Raw genomic sequence first — 16,959 nt, forward strand, 5'->3', positions numbered from 1 at the left:
TGAGAACAGTGTTAGCTCAGCCAAGACAGTTTTTACTGCAGTACCAATTGCTATTACTTATCGTAAAATCACACCGCAAAGTATTGAGAACGGCACCTAAAATAGCGCCAAGCATAATTTATGTTACAAATCTCTAGCTACGCAGGTAAAATTATCCCTTACCTCAGCTACTCGAATCCCACGACTGAGGATTTTATAGCAGACAAGTTATTAATATTTAGGGATTAGATAGACTGAAGCATACATTGTGCCTATGAATCAGCGTCATTTTAGTAAGGAGTTTCCATTTTGCGAATGAATCTTATGATGAATTACCCTACCGGTTATCCGGCATTACTCAAAAAACTACCTTTTGTCATCTTGACCGCCATCGTCTATGTCGTCGGCATAAACAACGTCAATGCCGCAGCGGCAGAGACAACACCAACGCCTGCACCAGAGAAGAAATCTAAAAAATTCTCCCAAGACACAGTTATTGAACTCGCTCAACAACTGTCGCAAAAACCATTTAAAGAAGCGAAAAAAGCACCTAAAGAACTGGTTGATCTCGATTTCGCGACCTATGGCAAAATCAATTACCAAGAAAATGCCGCGATTTGGGGTGGAACACCGACCAAATTTTCGGTACAACTTTTTGCTCCAGGCTTTCTCTATAAAAACCTTGTCGATATCGACGTGGTCGAAAACAGCAAAGCTATTCCAATTGAGCTAACAGAAGCTTCGTTCGATGTCCCTAACGACACCATTGAAAAACTCATCACTCAAGTGGGCCAATACGCGGGTGTGCGTTTACATTACCCTATCAATGATGATGAAATAAAAGATGAATTCATCATGTTTCAAGGTGCAAGCTATTTTCGCGTGCTCTCTAAAGGGCAAACCTATGGCTTATCTAATCGTGGTTTAGCGATTGATGTCGCCCAGCCAAAAGGTGAAGAATATCCCCTGTTTAAGCGTTTCTGGGTTGAGCGCCCATCTAAATATCAGACGGCAATCGTGGTTCATGCTCTGCTAGATAGCCAAAGTGTCACTGGCGCCTATCGTTTTGGTATTTATCCCGGTTCACCATCACGTGTCGAAGTGGATGTAACCTTATTCCCACGCAAAGATATCCAGCATGTGGGTCTTGCACCGCTGACCTCTATGTTCCTCTTTGGCGGACTCGATAACTCAGATAAACCCGATTACCGCCCACAAGTACATAACTCCGATGGCCTACAAATCGATCGCGGTAATGGCGAACGCCTATGGCGCCCATTAAATAATCCTAACAAACTGCAGATCAGTGCTTTTGGCGATGAAGATATAAAAGGGTTTGGTCTTATCCAGCGCCATCGTAAATTTGAAGACTATCAAGATCTGAGTGCAAACTATCAACTTCGACCTTCTGCATGGATTGAACCCCTCAATGATTGGGGAAAAGGCCAACTAGTGTTGCTTGAAATTCCCTCTAATGCTGAAACCAACGACAACATAGTTGCCTATTGGGAGCCGCAAGGCGGACTAAAAAAGGATCAGCCCTATAAATACTCCTATCGCATAACAGCCTCAAACGACAGCCCTTCTACGGCGTCAAAAGCACGTGTTGTCCGCAGTACTAAGGGGCAAGTATTAGCAAAAGGCAAAGAATTACTTATCGATTTCAGTAACATCAAGCCGCAAGACATTGATAAAATTATCATCGATGCCAGCATCAGCAAAGGTAAAATCCTGTCGTCTCGGATTGTCGCCCACCCAGACATCAATGGCGCTCGAGTATTTATCAGCTTCGAACCAGAAAGTACCAATGTAGCCGAACTGAGAATACAGCTTAAGAAAGACGATAAACCACTTGCAGCGACTTGGCTGTACCGCTGGAATAGCGATGATTGGCAGTAAACTGATATTCACCAGTATCACTGTCTAACAAACATAAACTGACCGAGTAAGTGAATAAAAAGCGCCAGTATTTACTGGCGCTTTTTTATGCCTAGGGTTTTATTTATAGGCTTACTATTTATAGGTTTTATCTCTAGCATAAATAGAACAAGCCAAGGCTAAAAACTCATGACCTGCTTTTCAGCAAACATAATCCCATACCTTATCGCTCGACTTCTCTGCCAGCATAACTACTGGCTTACTTCAAAATGACACTATCAGCTTAAAACGTAGCACTATTATGTGAGTTTAGGGTTATTAGCCTCTCCTGATGTGCGTCGCCGCAAGGACCTCTGCGAACTAAAGTAAGCAGTACGTTAAGTGCGTCAGTCAAGTTTGACCTTAAACCCCTCACAAAGAATGCCGACTAAAAGTAGAAATCTAAATGCAAAAAAGCCTCGATATAAATATCGAGGCTTTTTCTTTTTTGGTACCCGAGGCCAGACTTGAACTGGCACGCTGTTACCAGCGAGGGATTTTAAATCCCTTGTGTCTACCGATTCCACCACTCGGGCAAACTCTGAATATTCATGACGGGAATCATGTCAAAAATATTATTAACTCTATGTAGCTAACGCTTAGTACAACAATCAAATCTTTAATAAAAGCCGATTTAAAATTCTGACTTTATTTTTACCATCACTATCAAAATAATGGTACCCGAGGCCAGACTTGAACTGGCACGCTGTTACCAGCGAGGGATTTTAAATCCCTTGTGTCTACCGATTCCACCACTCGGGCAAACTCATTATATTAACGACGGGAATCGTGTCATTAATACTTTAATCTATGGAGGCGCGACCCGGAGTCGAACCGAGATCGACGGATTTGCAATCCGCAGCATAGCCATTCTGCCATCGCGCCATAGTTGCTAACTCATGTTGAGTAGAATTAGACTTTAAAAATATTGGAGCGACATATCGGGTTCGAACCGATGACCTATACCTTGGCAAGGTATCGCTCTACCAACTGAGCTAATGTCGCATCTTGTTTTACTAGTCACTCAGATAAACAAAGCATTTCACTTTATTACCTAGCTAATATCAAACATCAATATTTGGTAACGTTAAGACTTTGTTTGCACATTGCCTCTTGTCTACGGGGTGGCATTCTACCGATTTACCACCCAGTGTCAACCGCTGTTTTATCGATAACTTACTGCTTGCACACTAAATAATCTCTTTGATTTTTTATTGCACTATTCAGCGGTAAGATCTTTCCAAGCGGCTAAAATGTAACTCATCATTGACCAAAACGTTAATACAGCGGCGATATATAACAGTACAAATGCGGCATTCGTCATTAAAGGATTGTATTGCCAAATCAGCCCAATAATTGCCACCATTTGCGCAGCCGTCTTATATTTACCAATCCAAGACACGGCGACAGTACCACGTTTACCAATTTCAGCCATCCATTCCCTCAACGCTGAAATGACAATCTCACGACCTATCATAAACAGGGCGGGTAATGTCAGCCAGATATTCGCGTATTGATCGACCAACAAAACTAAAGCTGTAATCACCATCAACTTATCAGCGACTGGGTCAAGAAAAGCGCCAAAACGAGTTAATTGTTTCAATTTACGGGCAGCATAACCATCTAATGCATCCGTTAACGCCGCGAGCCAAAAGGTAAATGCGGCAACAAAAGGGGTCCAGTCATAGGGTAAATAAAACAGCACCACAAAAATGGGCAGTAAAAAAAGCCTGAAAAGAGTTAATGCTATAGGTAAGTTAAACGGCATGATCAAACCAGTTAGTCAAAAGCAGCGCCAATCTTGCCTTAATTTTATCACCCTCGCAATGCATCATGAATGGTTTGTGCCATTTCTATGCTGATCCCTGGTACTTTGACTAATTCCGCCACACTTGCACCTTTCACTTCCTGCAAGCCTCCTAAATGCTGTAACAAAGCTTTACGGCGTTTAGGACCAATACCTGGAATCGATTCCAGTGTTGAAGTATTACGGGTTTTCTGGCGACGGTTACGGTGGCCAGTGATTGCAAATCGATGGGATTCATCACGAATATGTTGGATAAGGTGCAGTGCTGGCGAATCCCCTTCGAGGGAAAAGCTGGTTTCGGTATCCCCTAAGATCAAGGTTTCAAGCCCAGGTTTACGGCCCTCACCTTTTGCCACCCCAATAAGCTGCGGTGCTTTATCCAAATGAACAAACTTTTCATCCACTATCTTTTGAGCAATACGCAACTGCCCTAGCCCACCATCAATAAACAAAATGTCAGGGATTTTACCGCCTGCCTCAATCTTATCGAAACGGCGGCTTACCGCTTGCTTCATTGCCGCGTAATCATCGCCCGGCGTAATACCCTCGATATTATAACGACGATATTCGCCTTTATGCGGCCCTTCGCGATTAAACACCACACAGGAGGCAACGGTGCTTTCCCCCATGGTATGACTGATATCGAAACATTCCATCCGCTGGATAGGCCCACTCAACTCTAAGATTTCTTCGAGTAACACAAAACGCTGTTCGACGGTGTTCTTATGGGATAGGCGCGTAACCACTGCATTCGTCGCATTGGTCACGGCTAAACGTAAGAAGCTCGCCCTGTCGGCGCGAACATTGGTCTTAATCGAAAACTTTTTATCTAGCGCCTCTGAAATCGCCGCTTCAAGTTCATGTAATTCTTCAAAATTATGGCTAATCACCACTTCTTTTGGAATCGTGCGTTGAATATCTGCATTTAAATAAAACTGTAGGATAAAGGAGCGTAGCACCTCATCCATATCAGTTTGGGCTGGTACTGAAGGATAATAACTACGACTGCCAAAAATTTTACCTTCGCGGATAAATAGCAGGTGGAAACAGGCGATGCCCGACGCATAATGCACTCCAATAACATCCATATCGCCTTTATTATTAGAGACTTCCTGTTGCTCGGCAACTTTACGCAGTGCCATGATCTGATCGCGAAATCGTGCAGCCTGTTCATAGGCTTGCTGCTCGGCCGCAAGTTCCATTTTATCAACCAAGGCGCTGATCACTTGCTGATCTTTCCCCTTTAAAAACAGGCTGGCTAATTTCACTTGCTCATCATAATCAGCGTTACTTACTTTGCCCACGCAGGGCGCGCTACAGCGAGACAGTTGATATTGCAAACAAGGGCGTGAGCGCGATTTGTAGTAAAGATCGTCACATTGACGAATAGGAAACAGCTTCTGCATCAAATGTAGGCTTTCACGCACAGCACCGCCATTGGGATAAGGACCAAAATAGTGGCCTTTTTCCCGCTGCGGACCACGATGATAGGCAAGCCTTGGGTGCTCATGCTGGCTTAATAAGATGTAAGGGTAAGATTTGTCATCACGCAACAACACATTGTATTTTGGCATGTATTGCTTGATGTAATCATTCTCAAGCAACAGAGCATCTGTTTCACTGTGGGTCAGCGTCACATCAATATGGTGAATATGTGAAACTAAGGCTTGGGTCTTAACATTACCGAGGTTTTTACGAAAATACGAGGTGAGCCGTTTTTTAAGATCTTTGGCTTTACCCACATAAATGACGTCATTTTTGACGTCATACATGCGATAAACCCCAGCGGAGGATGAAACAGTACGTAAGAAACTTTGGGCGTTAAATTCATTAGACATCATTCACACCCACAGTTTTGGAGACTTAACACAAACAACATAGCAACATATAACCCAAGAACTCGCTAGATTAAAGTCATCGACCAACGCAATCCACTTTCCATTAAAAATGGCCAGCATCCAACATCTTATAGCGAATAGCTAACCGCGTTAGTTCGACATCACCACTGATCCCCAGCTTAGCAAATAAACGATAACGGTAACTGTTAACGGTTTTAGGACTTAAGTTCAGTTGCTCAGAAATATCGTTAACCTTCTCGCCATTGGTGATCATCAACATGATCTGTAACTCACGCTCGGACAAAGACTTAAACGGGTTTTCATCGGCAGGATTAAACTGGCTCAGCGCCATCTGTTGGGCAATTTCTGGGGACAAATAACGTTGTCCGCGAGAGACCTGACGTATCGCTTGCAATACTTCTGGTGGCGTCGCTCCTTTTGTTAAATAGCCCGAAGCACCAGCCTGCATCACCTTACTTGGGAACGGATCTTCCGTGTGTACAGTTAATACAATAATTTTTGCATGGGGTTGATATCGTAAAATTTTTCGAGTGGCTTCCAATCCGCCCATCCCAGGCATATTCATATCCATTAAGATCACATCCGCTTCATTTTGGCGAGCCCACTGCACAGCAGTCTCACCATCAGGGGCTTCGCCCACGACTTTGATCCCACGTTCATCTTCCAAGATGCGGCGGATCCCAGTTCTCACAAGCTCATGATCGTCAACCAAATATATCGAAATCAACTTAACCCACCTTTTACAATTTACAGCTCGATCCGTGTGTTAGAAACAGCAACATGGCAAACGGATAACGAGTTCATAGGGCTAATTTAGCCCAACAACCCCATTTCGCAAAGCATAAATTCAACATTGTTAACTAGATGATATTTAAAGGAAGGATTCCAGAATAGCATACCAATAAAAAGCGTTTAAAAACGAAGCAATAACCCCAGAATGACCAGCCTAAAATCCCTGTTAAATCGATATCAAAATATCCAGCAAATATAGGCAATTTTTCAGTTCAAGAAAAACAAAAAGCCATCATTACTGATAGCCTTTCACATGAAAATGGCAGAAGAGATACGCTTAGAATCAGGAACCTAAGGTTAATAGCTTAAATGCAAAAAGGCGTAGGAGCTGCGCTTAGAATGAAGAACCCTAGTTCAAATTTCACATACAAAAAAGGCCATGAATAAACATGGCCTTTTTTGTAAAATATGGCGGAGGAGCAGGGATTTGAACCCTGGGTGGGCTATAAACCCACGCCGGTTTTCAAGACCGGTGCATTAAACCACTCTGCCACCCCTCCGAACGAGCGAGATAATAGCTATCTCTGTCGCCACTGTAAACTTAAATTTATGGTTAATAGTGTTGATTGACTATTTCATATTCACTTAAATCGAAAGCCGTGAATAACAAAGGGATTAGAATGAGAAAACTGAAATGAAAATTGCACAAACAAGAAAGGCCATCATTACTGATGGCTTTTTCCATGAATATGGCACAGAAGCTGCGCTTCAGATCAGGAACCCAAGGGTCCAAACGGTATGAATGCAAAATGCCGCTAATTGCTTAGCGGCATTTTGACTAAATATGGCGGAGGAGCTGAGCTTAGAATGAGGAACCTTGGTTCAAATTGCACAAACAAAAAAGGCCATCATTACTGATGGCCTTTTCCGTGAATATGGCGGAGGAGCTGCGCTTCAAATCAGGAACCCAAGGGTTCAAACGGTATGAATGCAAAATGCCGCTAATTGCTTAGCGGCATTTTGACTAAATATGGCGGAGGAGCAGGGATTTGAACCCTGGGTGGGCTATAAACCCACGCCGGTTTTCAAGACCGGTGCATTAAACCACTCTGCCACCCCTCCGAACGAGCGAGATAATAGCTATCTACTACTCTGCTGTAAACCCTTAATTTAAAGAAACAATCTACATGGTCAATCTACATCCAATCCGCTTAAAAATATCGCGTTATTCAACTTATCTTTGAATCCCTTATCAGTTGAAGCGCCATTTTAAGGTGGCACACTTCACACTATATTAAGACTAAGTTCGATTGATATTGATTAAACGGTCAGATAGTTTCTGCATCTCAAGGCTTAACACATCAAGCGCCGTTGCATCGAGGGAGTTATCTTCACTAATGCTATTTATTCGCACTGCCAACTCATTAATCTCTTGAGTGACTTGGCTTTGCTGCTGAGCAGCTAACGCGATTTGTTGGGCACGCTGTGAAATATCATCGAAACTTTGTACGGTACTCGATAGAGAATTGGCAGCGCCCTCGGCCTCCGCAACCGCATGGACAGTGCGGGACTCCCCAGCTTGCATTGCTTGCACAGCGAGGCGCGAAGCCGATTGCAAAGCGTTAATCATGGTACTAATTTCATTGGCGGAATCTTGAGTTCGCCCCGCAAGGGTTCGAACTTCATCAGCAACGACTGCAAAACCACGACCCTGATCGCCCGCTCTAGCCGCCTCAATTGCCGCATTGAGAGCGAGCAAATTAGTCTGCTCAGAAATCGCCTTAATCACATCTAATACAGCGCCCACCTTTTGACTGTCTTGGGCCAATTGGGATATCACCTTAGTTGCGTTGGCAATTTCTCCTGATAATGCCTCGATGGAAGTATTGCTGGCTGCAACACGGGTTTGCCCTTCTCGCACTACAATCAAAGACGATTGCGCAGTTGCAGCACAATCATTGGTATTATTCGCGACTTCCATGGCGCTTGAAGACATTTGCGTTATCGCAGCGGCTAATTGTGCACTCTCCAGCCGCTGTTGCTCTGCGCGCTGAGCTAACTTACGGCTAAGTCCGCTTAATTGCGTTGCCTCAAATTGAATTTTCTTCGCTTCTTGAGTGATCAGATCTAACATTGCCCTTAACGTCCCTGCATAGGTGTTTACGGCTCGGCGCAAAGCACCAATCTCATCATCCCGCTGAATTTGCAGTTCAACATTCGCCCCCAAACTACCGCTCCCAAGGGAAGCAATTTGATCTGTGGTTTCCTCAAGTTGCGCCAACAGTTTTTTACCCGATAACCAAGCCAGAGAAAGTAAAATGGCGAGTAATGGTAATAAAAACAATAAAATATCAAATGTCAGCTCACGGGCAAGCCCTGTGACTCGCGTTTTAGGCGTCACAAGGCCAATCACCCATCCAGTATCAGGCATTACAAAAAGGCTCACCTCACTCGCCTGATTAAGTCTTCCATCCTTATTTAAACTTACAGACACCACTTTGTTGATTGAGGTTTGCTTAAGTGCAGCTTCAACGGGGGAGAGCCAAGGTAACTGCCCGACGAGATCCGTAAAACGTAACATAGTGTCGGACTTATTCGTTTCAGGAAAATGTAAGATATTACCCGCTTGGTCTAAAGCGAAAGCATAACCGTCAGTTACATTGCCATGTTCTGTTAAAAATTTGGCTAAATCATCAAGTTTTAAATCTATCGTTGCGACCCCTGCAAATGTCCCCGTGAGACGATATGGCACACTGCATGTCACCATAGCCACCTTTGTAACCGGATCTTGATAAGCCTCTGACCATAAACATTGAGATACTGAGCTAGTCCGCGCGCCCGTATACCAAGGATCATTATGATACCCAGGGCCAGATGGCGCATTATAGTCATCCGAATAAGCCAGTAGATTATCGCTACCACGGGCCCAGAAGAAACTGTGGCGGATACTCCCAGCGACGAATTTATCTGGCTCAGGCCAGATCCCACCGCCAGCGATAGTGAGATCGCCATTGTTATCAATTAGATTAGGTAAAGAATTAAGATAAAGAGCTTGCTCATGGGGTAGCACTTCTGCGAGGTGTGCAAGGCTTAAAGTAATCCCCTCAATGCTTGCCAACTTAAGTGCGAGTTGCCTTACGATACTGCTCCCCGTTTGCTCAATTAACTCTTGACTCGCCGCCACCACTCGAGGCTGCCCTCGAAGTGACATCACACCAAAAACCGCGAGCCCAGTCAGTAGAAGTAGCACTACGCTGCCCATTGTGAGCCGCTGCGAAATACGTGTAGGTAACAACATAGCTTTCTCTACTTAAAATAAGTCACCCAGATGGGAGAAGAATTGTTCGGCCGTATGATCCAAGACTGTCGAGAATCATACGTCGCACCATCCTAGTGCAAATTTTAAAGGCCATAAAAACCATTAACTTGGCCACAAACTTAGTGTAGACCATAAACGAGAAACGCGGATAAAAAAGCCCATTAATCAGTAGCTGTCACTGATATCAGAATGGAGAATCTAGAGTTAACACAATGAACAATCATGACAGATAGTCTTTCCCTGAAGCATGGCACTGACGCCACGTTTAGGGTCAAACCTAAGAGCGGAAATAGCACAAACAAAAAAGCCATCATTACTGATGGCCTTTCTCGTAAATATGGCGCAGGAGCTGCGCTTCAAATCAGGAACCCAAGGGTTCAAACTGTATAAATGCAAAAAGCCGCTAATTGCTTAGCGGCTTTTTGACTAAATATGGCGGAGGAGCAGGGATTTGAACCCTGGGTGGGCTATAAACCCACGCCGGTTTTCAAGACCGGTGCATTAAACCACTCTGCCACCCCTCCGAACGCCGAAAATAATATAAGTATACCGCTAACTTGTAAACCTCAATTTTTAAATATCGAGTCAAATGCTCAACTTATGTTCACCCCGATGTTTTTTACAACAAATACATGACCAGTTTCAACGAATAATCGAGTAAACAGACGTAAAAACACCTATACAGTGAGAGACTTGTCGTCTTGGTATGGTAAAATCACTGCAACTTTTCACGGTAAATGCTTATATGAATTCACTCTTGATACCCACGTCTTCACTCGCACCTGAATTTAGCCTGCCAACCCTTCCCGAAACGGCTGACAATCTAAGCGCATTACTCTTAGGACAAGAGCGTGCAGTAGATGCGTTTAAACTCCACCAAGCTATTGTCGATCAGCACTTGTATCTGGCTGATTTCCCGAGCATTGACCGCCAATTAATGATCCAAGCCTGTATTGATAGCCTAGCGCCGTTATCTCCAGCTTATTTAGTGGCAACACGCCCGACTGACAAAGCGGCAACATTTCAGTGGCAATCAGAGAAACCACAGGAAAATCAGGTCAGTATTGCCGAAAAAACGACTCGCTATCGCTACCTCAGTGGTAATATTCGCCGTGTAGACCTCATTGGCCGTATGGCACAAACAGGAACAACAAGCCAGTATCAAGCTGGTGCTCTGGCCGAATGTCATTATGTATTTATTTGCGCCGAGTCACTTTGGAAACGTGAAGGTTTATGGGAATTAGTGATGCAAATCCTAACCCATAAAGCGTATCAGATTAGCAATAACTTAAGTCCTATCCCGCTCAATTGTAAAATTGTCCTTATCGGTGCAGGAATGATTTATAGCCAAGTCAGAACTGAGGATTGGCAATTTCAACGTCACTTTACCCTACTAGCAGAACTCGCTAGCGAAATCGACTTGGTCCGCTATACAGAGTCACAATACGTCGCATGGTTGCAAACGGTTGCACAAAGTGTCGAGGTCACTCTAGAACAATCAAGCCTAGCGCCACTTTTTCGTTATAGTGCACGGTTAACCGAACATCAGCGCCGCCTCAGTTTGTCTATGCTCGAGTTTGCCCAACTGATGGTACAAGCTAAAGCCTATTGTGGTAAACCGAGTATCAATGCGAGCAGTATTGAGCTCGCGTTAGCCCAAGCCAACTATCGTCATAACAGCTCGGAAGAGTATTCAGGTCAAAGCTTCGATGACAACTTCATAAATCTACCAACTTCGGGTGCTATGGTAGGTCAGATCAATGGCTTAACTGTCATTGATGCCATCGATTACAGTTATGGTGAGCCTGCGCGGATCACGGCATCTGTTCACTATGGTGATGGTGAAGTCGCCGATATCGAAAGAAAATCTGAACTTGGTGGCAATATACATGCCAAAGGAATGATGATCCTTTCTGCCTGCTTGTACCGTATCTTTGGGCGAGATGCACCATTACACCTAAATGCCAATATCGTTTTCGAGCAATCCTATCAAGAAATTGATGGTGATAGCGCATCACTCGCCGAATACTGCTGTTTGATGTCAGCGATTGCCGAACAACCCATTATTCAGTCACTGGCAATAACTGGTGCATTGGATCAATTTGGTAATGTGCAAGCGATTGGTGGCATCAACGAGAAAATTGAAGGCTTTTTTAATCTGTGTGAACGTCGTGGTCTCACGGGAGAACAAGGCGTCATCATGCCCAAATCGAACGTGTTACAGCTTAACCTCAATCCCAAAGTGATTACAGCTGTAGGCAAAGGCTTATTTCACCTCTATGCAATCGAGCATATGGACCAAGCTGTTGAGCTATTAATGCAAATGCCTGCGGGTGTAGCCGATGAAGATAATGATTTTCCACATGATTCATTATACGGCCTTGTGCAGGAACGATTAGACAAGCTCGCAGGAAATGGCGAGGAGGAAATCGGCATAATCACGAGATTACTCGCAAAATTGGGATTTTTTCGCCGCTAATTAGCTGATCGGAGTTGTTTAGCTTACACGTGTTCGCTAATCTTGGCGGCTCTTATTGCTGGAGTAGTAAAACAATGAACAAAGCAAACAGTTTCAATAAAGAAGAACTCATCGCCTGTGGCCATGGGAAATTATTTGGTCCAAACTCACCTCGTCTGCCTGTCGATAACATGCTGATGATAGATAGAATCGTTACTATCAATGATAATGGCGGTGAGTTTGGCAAAGGTGAAATTGTCGCTGAACTCGATATTAATCCAGACTTATGGTTTTTTGACTGCCACTTTATTACCGACCCGGTAATGCCTGGCTGTTTAGGGCTTGATGCCATGTGGCAACTCGTTGGCTTCTATTTAGGCTGGGAAGGCGCAGAAGGCAAAGGACGTGCTCTGGGTGTAGGTGAAGTAAAGTTTACTGGTCAAGTATTACCAGGCGCTAAGAAAGTCACTTATAAACTCAATATCAAGCGTACTATTCACCGTAAACTGGTGATGGGTATTGCCGATGCAATCCTTGAAGTTGATGGCCGTCAAATCTACAGTGCAACCGATCTTAAAGTCGGTGTCTTTAGCGATACGTCTACATTCTGATCAGTCTTACTCCAATACACTGAAGATATCAGTACTGCAGATATAAAAATGCCCTCATCTGAGGGCAATATGCTGCATTACTTTGCTTGTTCTGGGCTATTTAATTAATGAGTAAAACTCAATTATTTATTAAATAGCCCATTAACTCGGCCATCCACACCTTCACGCCAACCGCCTAACCACTGCGATCGCGAATCAAGATTTGCATATGGACAGAGCTCCTTAGAGCGTCCACCAACCCCAGCTTGGAATCCTTTTGAAAAAGCTCTGTCTAAACGATCTCGTTTTTGTCTTTTCATGCAAGCGTCCTCTGTTCTACATAAAATAGAAGCAAAAGCTTCACCCATAGAAATAGTGCTTTTTGACGCCAAGATCAATCAAAAAATCGGCTATTATACTGACTATTTATTAAACTATTGAGATCCTAGCGAAAAAAAATCGAGGCATTTCGCCTCGATTTTTTTAGTCTGAATTGAAGCTTAAAACTTAACGAATTCGACGACGGAACCACACCAATGGCAAGGCAAATAACCAAGCTAACGTTGCCGCACCAGAACGCTCAAAATTACCGGTATCTTGACTATCATCCATAGTACAGGCTGCGCCACTGCTTGTAGGTTTAAGCACAACCATACGTAGAACATAAGCAGTCACTGGATCACCATTACCATTCAGTTCAAATAGTGGTTCACCATTCTCACCAACAATAATATTACCATTAGAGTCTAACTGGAAAGAAGGCTTACGAATAAAGGCAGTTCCCACTATGGTGCCATCTTCATTAATGCTGGTCGCTTCAACAACGAGAATATCACTGTTATAAGTCAGTACTTTTCCAGTACCATCCGTAAATTCAACCTTATGACGGGTCCAATTGCCATCAGAGCCCTTTTCATAGCCCTTAGATTCACAGGTCAACAAGTTGTTAAGGTTACTAAATTCACCGGTAGATTTCTCATACAGGAAGCCCGCCTTAGGACGTGGTTTTTCCTTATCATAGGTGGTTTCTATATAACCTACGACTTGACCTTTATTATTAATATCCTTTGGTTTACTCGAAAGATCCGTTGTAGAAACGGCGAAATCATTCGGGGTTACTATTGTTGCATCAGCTTGATTCGTATCAAAATAGAAAAACTTGTCGCGCAAATAACCTTGAATATAGCTGCGATAACTACCGACAAGAATACCACTATCGTTGATGTCATAGGCAATAGAGCTAGAAATCGAATCGACCATAGGGATCCAATGGTATTGGTATTTACCTTCAGTATCTTTAGCCCAATAAGCTGCATCTTGACGCAAATTATTGGTGTCACCACCACGATAAACATGTGAGCGACCCACAACGACACCATTATCATTCAAACCCAGTGCTTGAGCGGTAAAGGTTAAGGTATTATCAGTCGCTGGAGTCAGCCCCAAAGGTAACTCAGTCCCAGTAGCAACATCATTGTCAATTTGCCATACATAAGCACGGGTCTGATACTGAATATTACGCGTCCCCGTTGTATTCGGATATTGCTCACGTTGAACGCATACATCCAACGGCAAAGTATTATCGGTACTTAAACAAGAATTAACACGATCACTACCATATTTACTGATGGCAGTACTGGCATAACCGGTTACTAAATTATTGTTGTTGACCGCCGTTGCTGCAGACCATCCACCTAACTCTACAGTTTTAGTCTTATCAGCATTAACAAATTGCGTGTAGGGAGGAACTAATGGAATTTCAGTGCTGCCCACTTTTACCACACCGCGGAACTCATAGTCGCGGTAATACCAGTAATCATCGGTAACATCAGTAGTTGCAGTGTTCTCAGCTTTCTTTTCAGGAGCAGTCATGCTACCCACTTTAATACCGGCATCGTTAATACCGTAATAAAAGCTATCAACTGAGTTAATCACAGCAGCATTATTGGGTGGTGTAGTCCCATTAATGCTGTCAAAATTGGGGGTCCAAGGGTTAGATGTATCATCATTTTCCTTAGCAATAAAGGCAAAGTTATTGGCAATAATGGCTTTATCTATCGAATATGTAATGGTTTCTTCCGGTGCGATACCATCGGCAACATCAATCACGCCGCCTTCGACATCTGAACTGCTGAGTTTTTTCTTACCCTTTGAAATACCGACTAATTCATCATTGGCATTCACACCTAAAGCATAACCGTTACGAGTGCCTTCAAGCGTACCTTTCAGATCATAATTTTCGATATTAACGATTTCATAGACAGGTGCTGCATGGGCACTGTTTAATATACCAAGGACACCTAAGGCAACCAAGGAAAGGGCTTTATCCAACTTTGACTTCATTAATTCTATTCCCATTTTTATTATTGGTTTACTTCAGTGACTCAAGCTCTTCCCAACGCTCGAAGCAAACTTCCAATTGCTTTTCTTTATCAGCCAACTGACTCAATACCTGATTGACTTTATCCTGCGCCTGACTATAAAAGTCTGAATGTCCAATAGTGGTCTGCAATGCGAGAATTTCTGCCTCCAATTGCTCCATCACATTAGGTAGTGACTCTAACTCACGCTGTAGCTTATACGACAGTTTTTTTACCGCTTTCACAGGTTCTGCAGTTTTAACTTCAACGGGTTTAGTTTCAACCGCAGGAACTTCGACCACCTTTTGTGAACTAGGTTCCTCAGAATAAAACTTTGCCCCTTGGTTCACGGCATCTTGATAACCACCTACATACTCGCTCCAATGGCCATTACCCGCATACCACCAGCTACTGGTCACAGTATTGTCGATAAATGCCCTGTCATGGCTCACTAGCAACAACGTACCTTGGTATTCAGTGAGCAACGACTCTAGCAATTCTAAGGTCTCAATATCAAGATCGTTAGTTGGCTCATCGAGAATGATTAAGTTTGCTGGGCGAATTAATAACTTAGCCAATAACAAACGGTTCTTCTCACCACCCGACAGCGCTTTCACTGGCGTTCTGGCACGCATAGGCGAGAACAAGAAGTCCTGCAAATAACTTAAAATGTGGCGGTCTTGACCATTGATCGTGATGGTCTTTTTACCTTCACCAACGTTATCTTCAACGGTTTGCTCAGGATCTAACGCTTCACGATATTGGTCGAAATAAGCGATTTCGAGCTTAGTACCGACTTTAATTTCGCCCGATTGCGGTTGCAGCTTCTCGATTAACAGCTTGATCAAGGTTGATTTACCACAACCGTTTGGCCCAATCAGCGCAATACGGTCACCGCGGATAACCGTCGTATTAAAGTTTTTAACCAGATTTTTATCGGGCAGATTGAAGTTAAGATCGGTCACATCAAAGACTAACTTACCAGAACGTTCAGTATCCGATACTGCCATTTTAGCATTGCCTTGACGATTCAGACGTTCACTTCGCTCTTCACGTAGCGCCTTCAGTGCGCGAACTCGACCTTCGTTACGGGTACGTCTGGCTTTAACGCCTTGACGGATCCACACTTCTTCATCGGCGAGACGCTTGTCAAACAAGGCATTTTTCTCGGCTTCGACGCGCAACCATTCTTGCTTACCATCAAGATACATTTGATAGTTGCCCGGCCATGAGGTCACCACACCACGGTCTAAATCGACAATCCGCGTCGCCATACGGGCAATAAAGCCCCTATCGTGGCTGATAAAGACGATAGCGCCTTGATAATCGAGTAAAAACTTTTCAAGCCACTCGATAGTGTCTATGTCTAAATGGTTGGTCGGTTCATCAAGTAACAACAGATCTGGCTCGCTCACCAGTGCTCTGGCTAACGCCACTTTACGCTGCCAACCACCCGATAATTCGCTCAAGGATTTGTCAGGATCGAGACCTAACAACTCGCAGTTTTGTTGGATACGAGAATCTAGCTGCCATCCATTGTAGTGGTCTAAGGTTTCTTGCAGACCTTGCATTTCATTCAGCATACGCTCCATTTGCTCGGGATCGGCATGGGCCACATCGTGGGACAGTTGATGATAACGCTCAAGCGCCTCGCCCACTTCCTTTAATCCCGCAGCAATATAAGCGTATACCGTGCCTTGCTCAGCCTTTGGCGGATCTTGTTGCAGACGGCTAACGGTCACATTACCAGCGATGTTGAATTCGCCTTCATCCAACAGTACATCACCAGATAACACTTTTAATAAACTCGACTTGCCGGCACCATTACGGCCAACAATACACACGCGCTCGCCGCGTTGAATAGTAAAATCCGCTTTTTGTAACAACGGAGTGTAACCATAGGCTAAAGAGCCACTATTGATACGAACCAGACTCAAA

At 43.9% G+C, this 16,959-nt stretch carries 10 protein-coding genes and 7 tRNA genes; 3 read left to right on the top strand and 14 right to left on the bottom strand.

The features are described from left to right. Positions 1-294 precede the first annotated feature (294 nt). Positions 295-1,878, top strand: coding sequence for a glucan biosynthesis protein G (locus tag L5L98_RS16650; protein WP_242068355.1), 1,584 nt, complete (start codon positions 295-297; stop codon positions 1,876-1,878). Positions 1,879-2,345: 467 nt separating this feature from the next. Here L5L98_RS16650 and L5L98_RS16655 read toward each other — a convergent pair. The 11 genes from L5L98_RS16655 to L5L98_RS16705 all read right to left on the bottom strand — a co-directional run bounded on the left by L5L98_RS16655 (position 2,346) and on the right by L5L98_RS16705 (position 10,137). Beyond that, positions 2,346-2,432: transfer RNA gene (locus L5L98_RS16655), tRNA-Leu, on the bottom strand. Between the two features lie 139 nt (positions 2,433-2,571). After that, positions 2,572-2,658: transfer RNA gene (locus L5L98_RS16660), tRNA-Leu, on the bottom strand. Positions 2,659-2,707: 49 nt separating this feature from the next. Then, positions 2,708-2,781 (bottom strand) — tRNA-Cys (locus tag L5L98_RS16665). A gap of 44 nt (positions 2,782-2,825) precedes the next feature. Continuing rightward, positions 2,826-2,901, bottom strand: a tRNA-Gly gene (locus L5L98_RS16670). 214 nt (positions 2,902-3,115) lie between these two features. Next, a complete protein-coding gene (gene pgsA, locus L5L98_RS16675) occupies positions 3,116-3,664 on the bottom strand; it encodes a CDP-diacylglycerol--glycerol-3-phosphate 3-phosphatidyltransferase (RefSeq protein WP_028759642.1) in 549 nt (182 codons plus the stop codon). Positions 3,665-3,711: 47 nt separating this feature from the next. Then, on the bottom strand, positions 3,712-5,541 hold the full coding sequence (gene uvrC, locus L5L98_RS16680; protein WP_263142449.1) for an excinuclease ABC subunit UvrC: 1,830 nt from the start codon (positions 5,539-5,541) through the stop codon (positions 3,712-3,714). A gap of 103 nt (positions 5,542-5,644) precedes the next feature. After that, positions 5,645-6,289 carry a UvrY/SirA/GacA family response regulator transcription factor gene (gene uvrY, locus L5L98_RS16685; RefSeq protein ID WP_006082070.1) on the bottom strand — a complete coding sequence of 215 codons (645 nt, stop codon included), beginning with the start codon at positions 6,287-6,289 and terminating at the stop codon, positions 5,645-5,647. 474 nt (positions 6,290-6,763) lie between these two features. Next, positions 6,764-6,854 (bottom strand) — tRNA-Ser (locus L5L98_RS16690). A gap of 471 nt (positions 6,855-7,325) precedes the next feature. Next, positions 7,326-7,416 (bottom strand) — tRNA-Ser (locus tag L5L98_RS16695). Between the two features lie 178 nt (positions 7,417-7,594). Continuing rightward, positions 7,595-9,592 carry a methyl-accepting chemotaxis protein gene (locus tag L5L98_RS16700; RefSeq protein ID WP_263142451.1) on the bottom strand — a complete coding sequence of 666 codons (1,998 nt, stop codon included), beginning with the start codon at positions 9,590-9,592 and terminating at the stop codon, positions 7,595-7,597. Positions 9,593-10,046: 454 nt separating this feature from the next. Then, positions 10,047-10,137: transfer RNA gene (locus L5L98_RS16705), tRNA-Ser, on the bottom strand. Between the two features lie 221 nt (positions 10,138-10,358). Here L5L98_RS16705 and L5L98_RS16710 point away from each other — a divergent pair. Next, on the top strand, positions 10,359-12,092 hold the full coding sequence (locus L5L98_RS16710; protein ID WP_263142453.1) for an AAA family ATPase: 1,734 nt from the start codon (positions 10,359-10,361) through the stop codon (positions 12,090-12,092). Positions 12,093-12,166: 74 nt separating this feature from the next. After that, on the top strand, positions 12,167-12,682 hold the full coding sequence (gene fabA, locus L5L98_RS16715; protein WP_028759638.1) for a bifunctional 3-hydroxydecanoyl-ACP dehydratase/trans-2-decenoyl-ACP isomerase: 516 nt from the start codon (positions 12,167-12,169) through the stop codon (positions 12,680-12,682). Between the two features lie 122 nt (positions 12,683-12,804). Here the strand turns inward: fabA and rmf are convergent, their stop codons facing one another. The 3 genes from rmf to L5L98_RS16730 form a co-directional block, all read right to left on the bottom strand. Continuing rightward, the gene (gene rmf / locus L5L98_RS16720; RefSeq protein ID WP_006082074.1) at positions 12,805-12,981 is read right to left on the bottom strand and encodes a ribosome modulation factor; all 177 of its coding nucleotides are present in this window, start codon (positions 12,979-12,981) and stop codon (positions 12,805-12,807) included. 187 nt (positions 12,982-13,168) lie between these two features. Then, a complete protein-coding gene (locus tag L5L98_RS16725; protein WP_263142456.1) occupies positions 13,169-15,004 on the bottom strand; it encodes a DUF3466 family protein in 1,836 nt (611 codons plus the stop codon). A gap of 28 nt (positions 15,005-15,032) precedes the next feature. Beyond that, positions 15,033-16,958, bottom strand: a complete 1,926-nt coding sequence (locus L5L98_RS16730; protein ID WP_263142457.1) for an ABC transporter ATP-binding protein — start codon at positions 16,956-16,958, stop codon at positions 15,033-15,035. Between the last annotated feature and the right edge of the window lies 1 nt (position 16,959).

It is taken from the genome of Shewanella sp. SM23 (genome assembly GCF_025654295.1).
Taxonomy (GTDB): domain Bacteria; phylum Pseudomonadota; class Gammaproteobacteria; order Enterobacterales; family Shewanellaceae; genus Shewanella; species Shewanella oncorhynchi.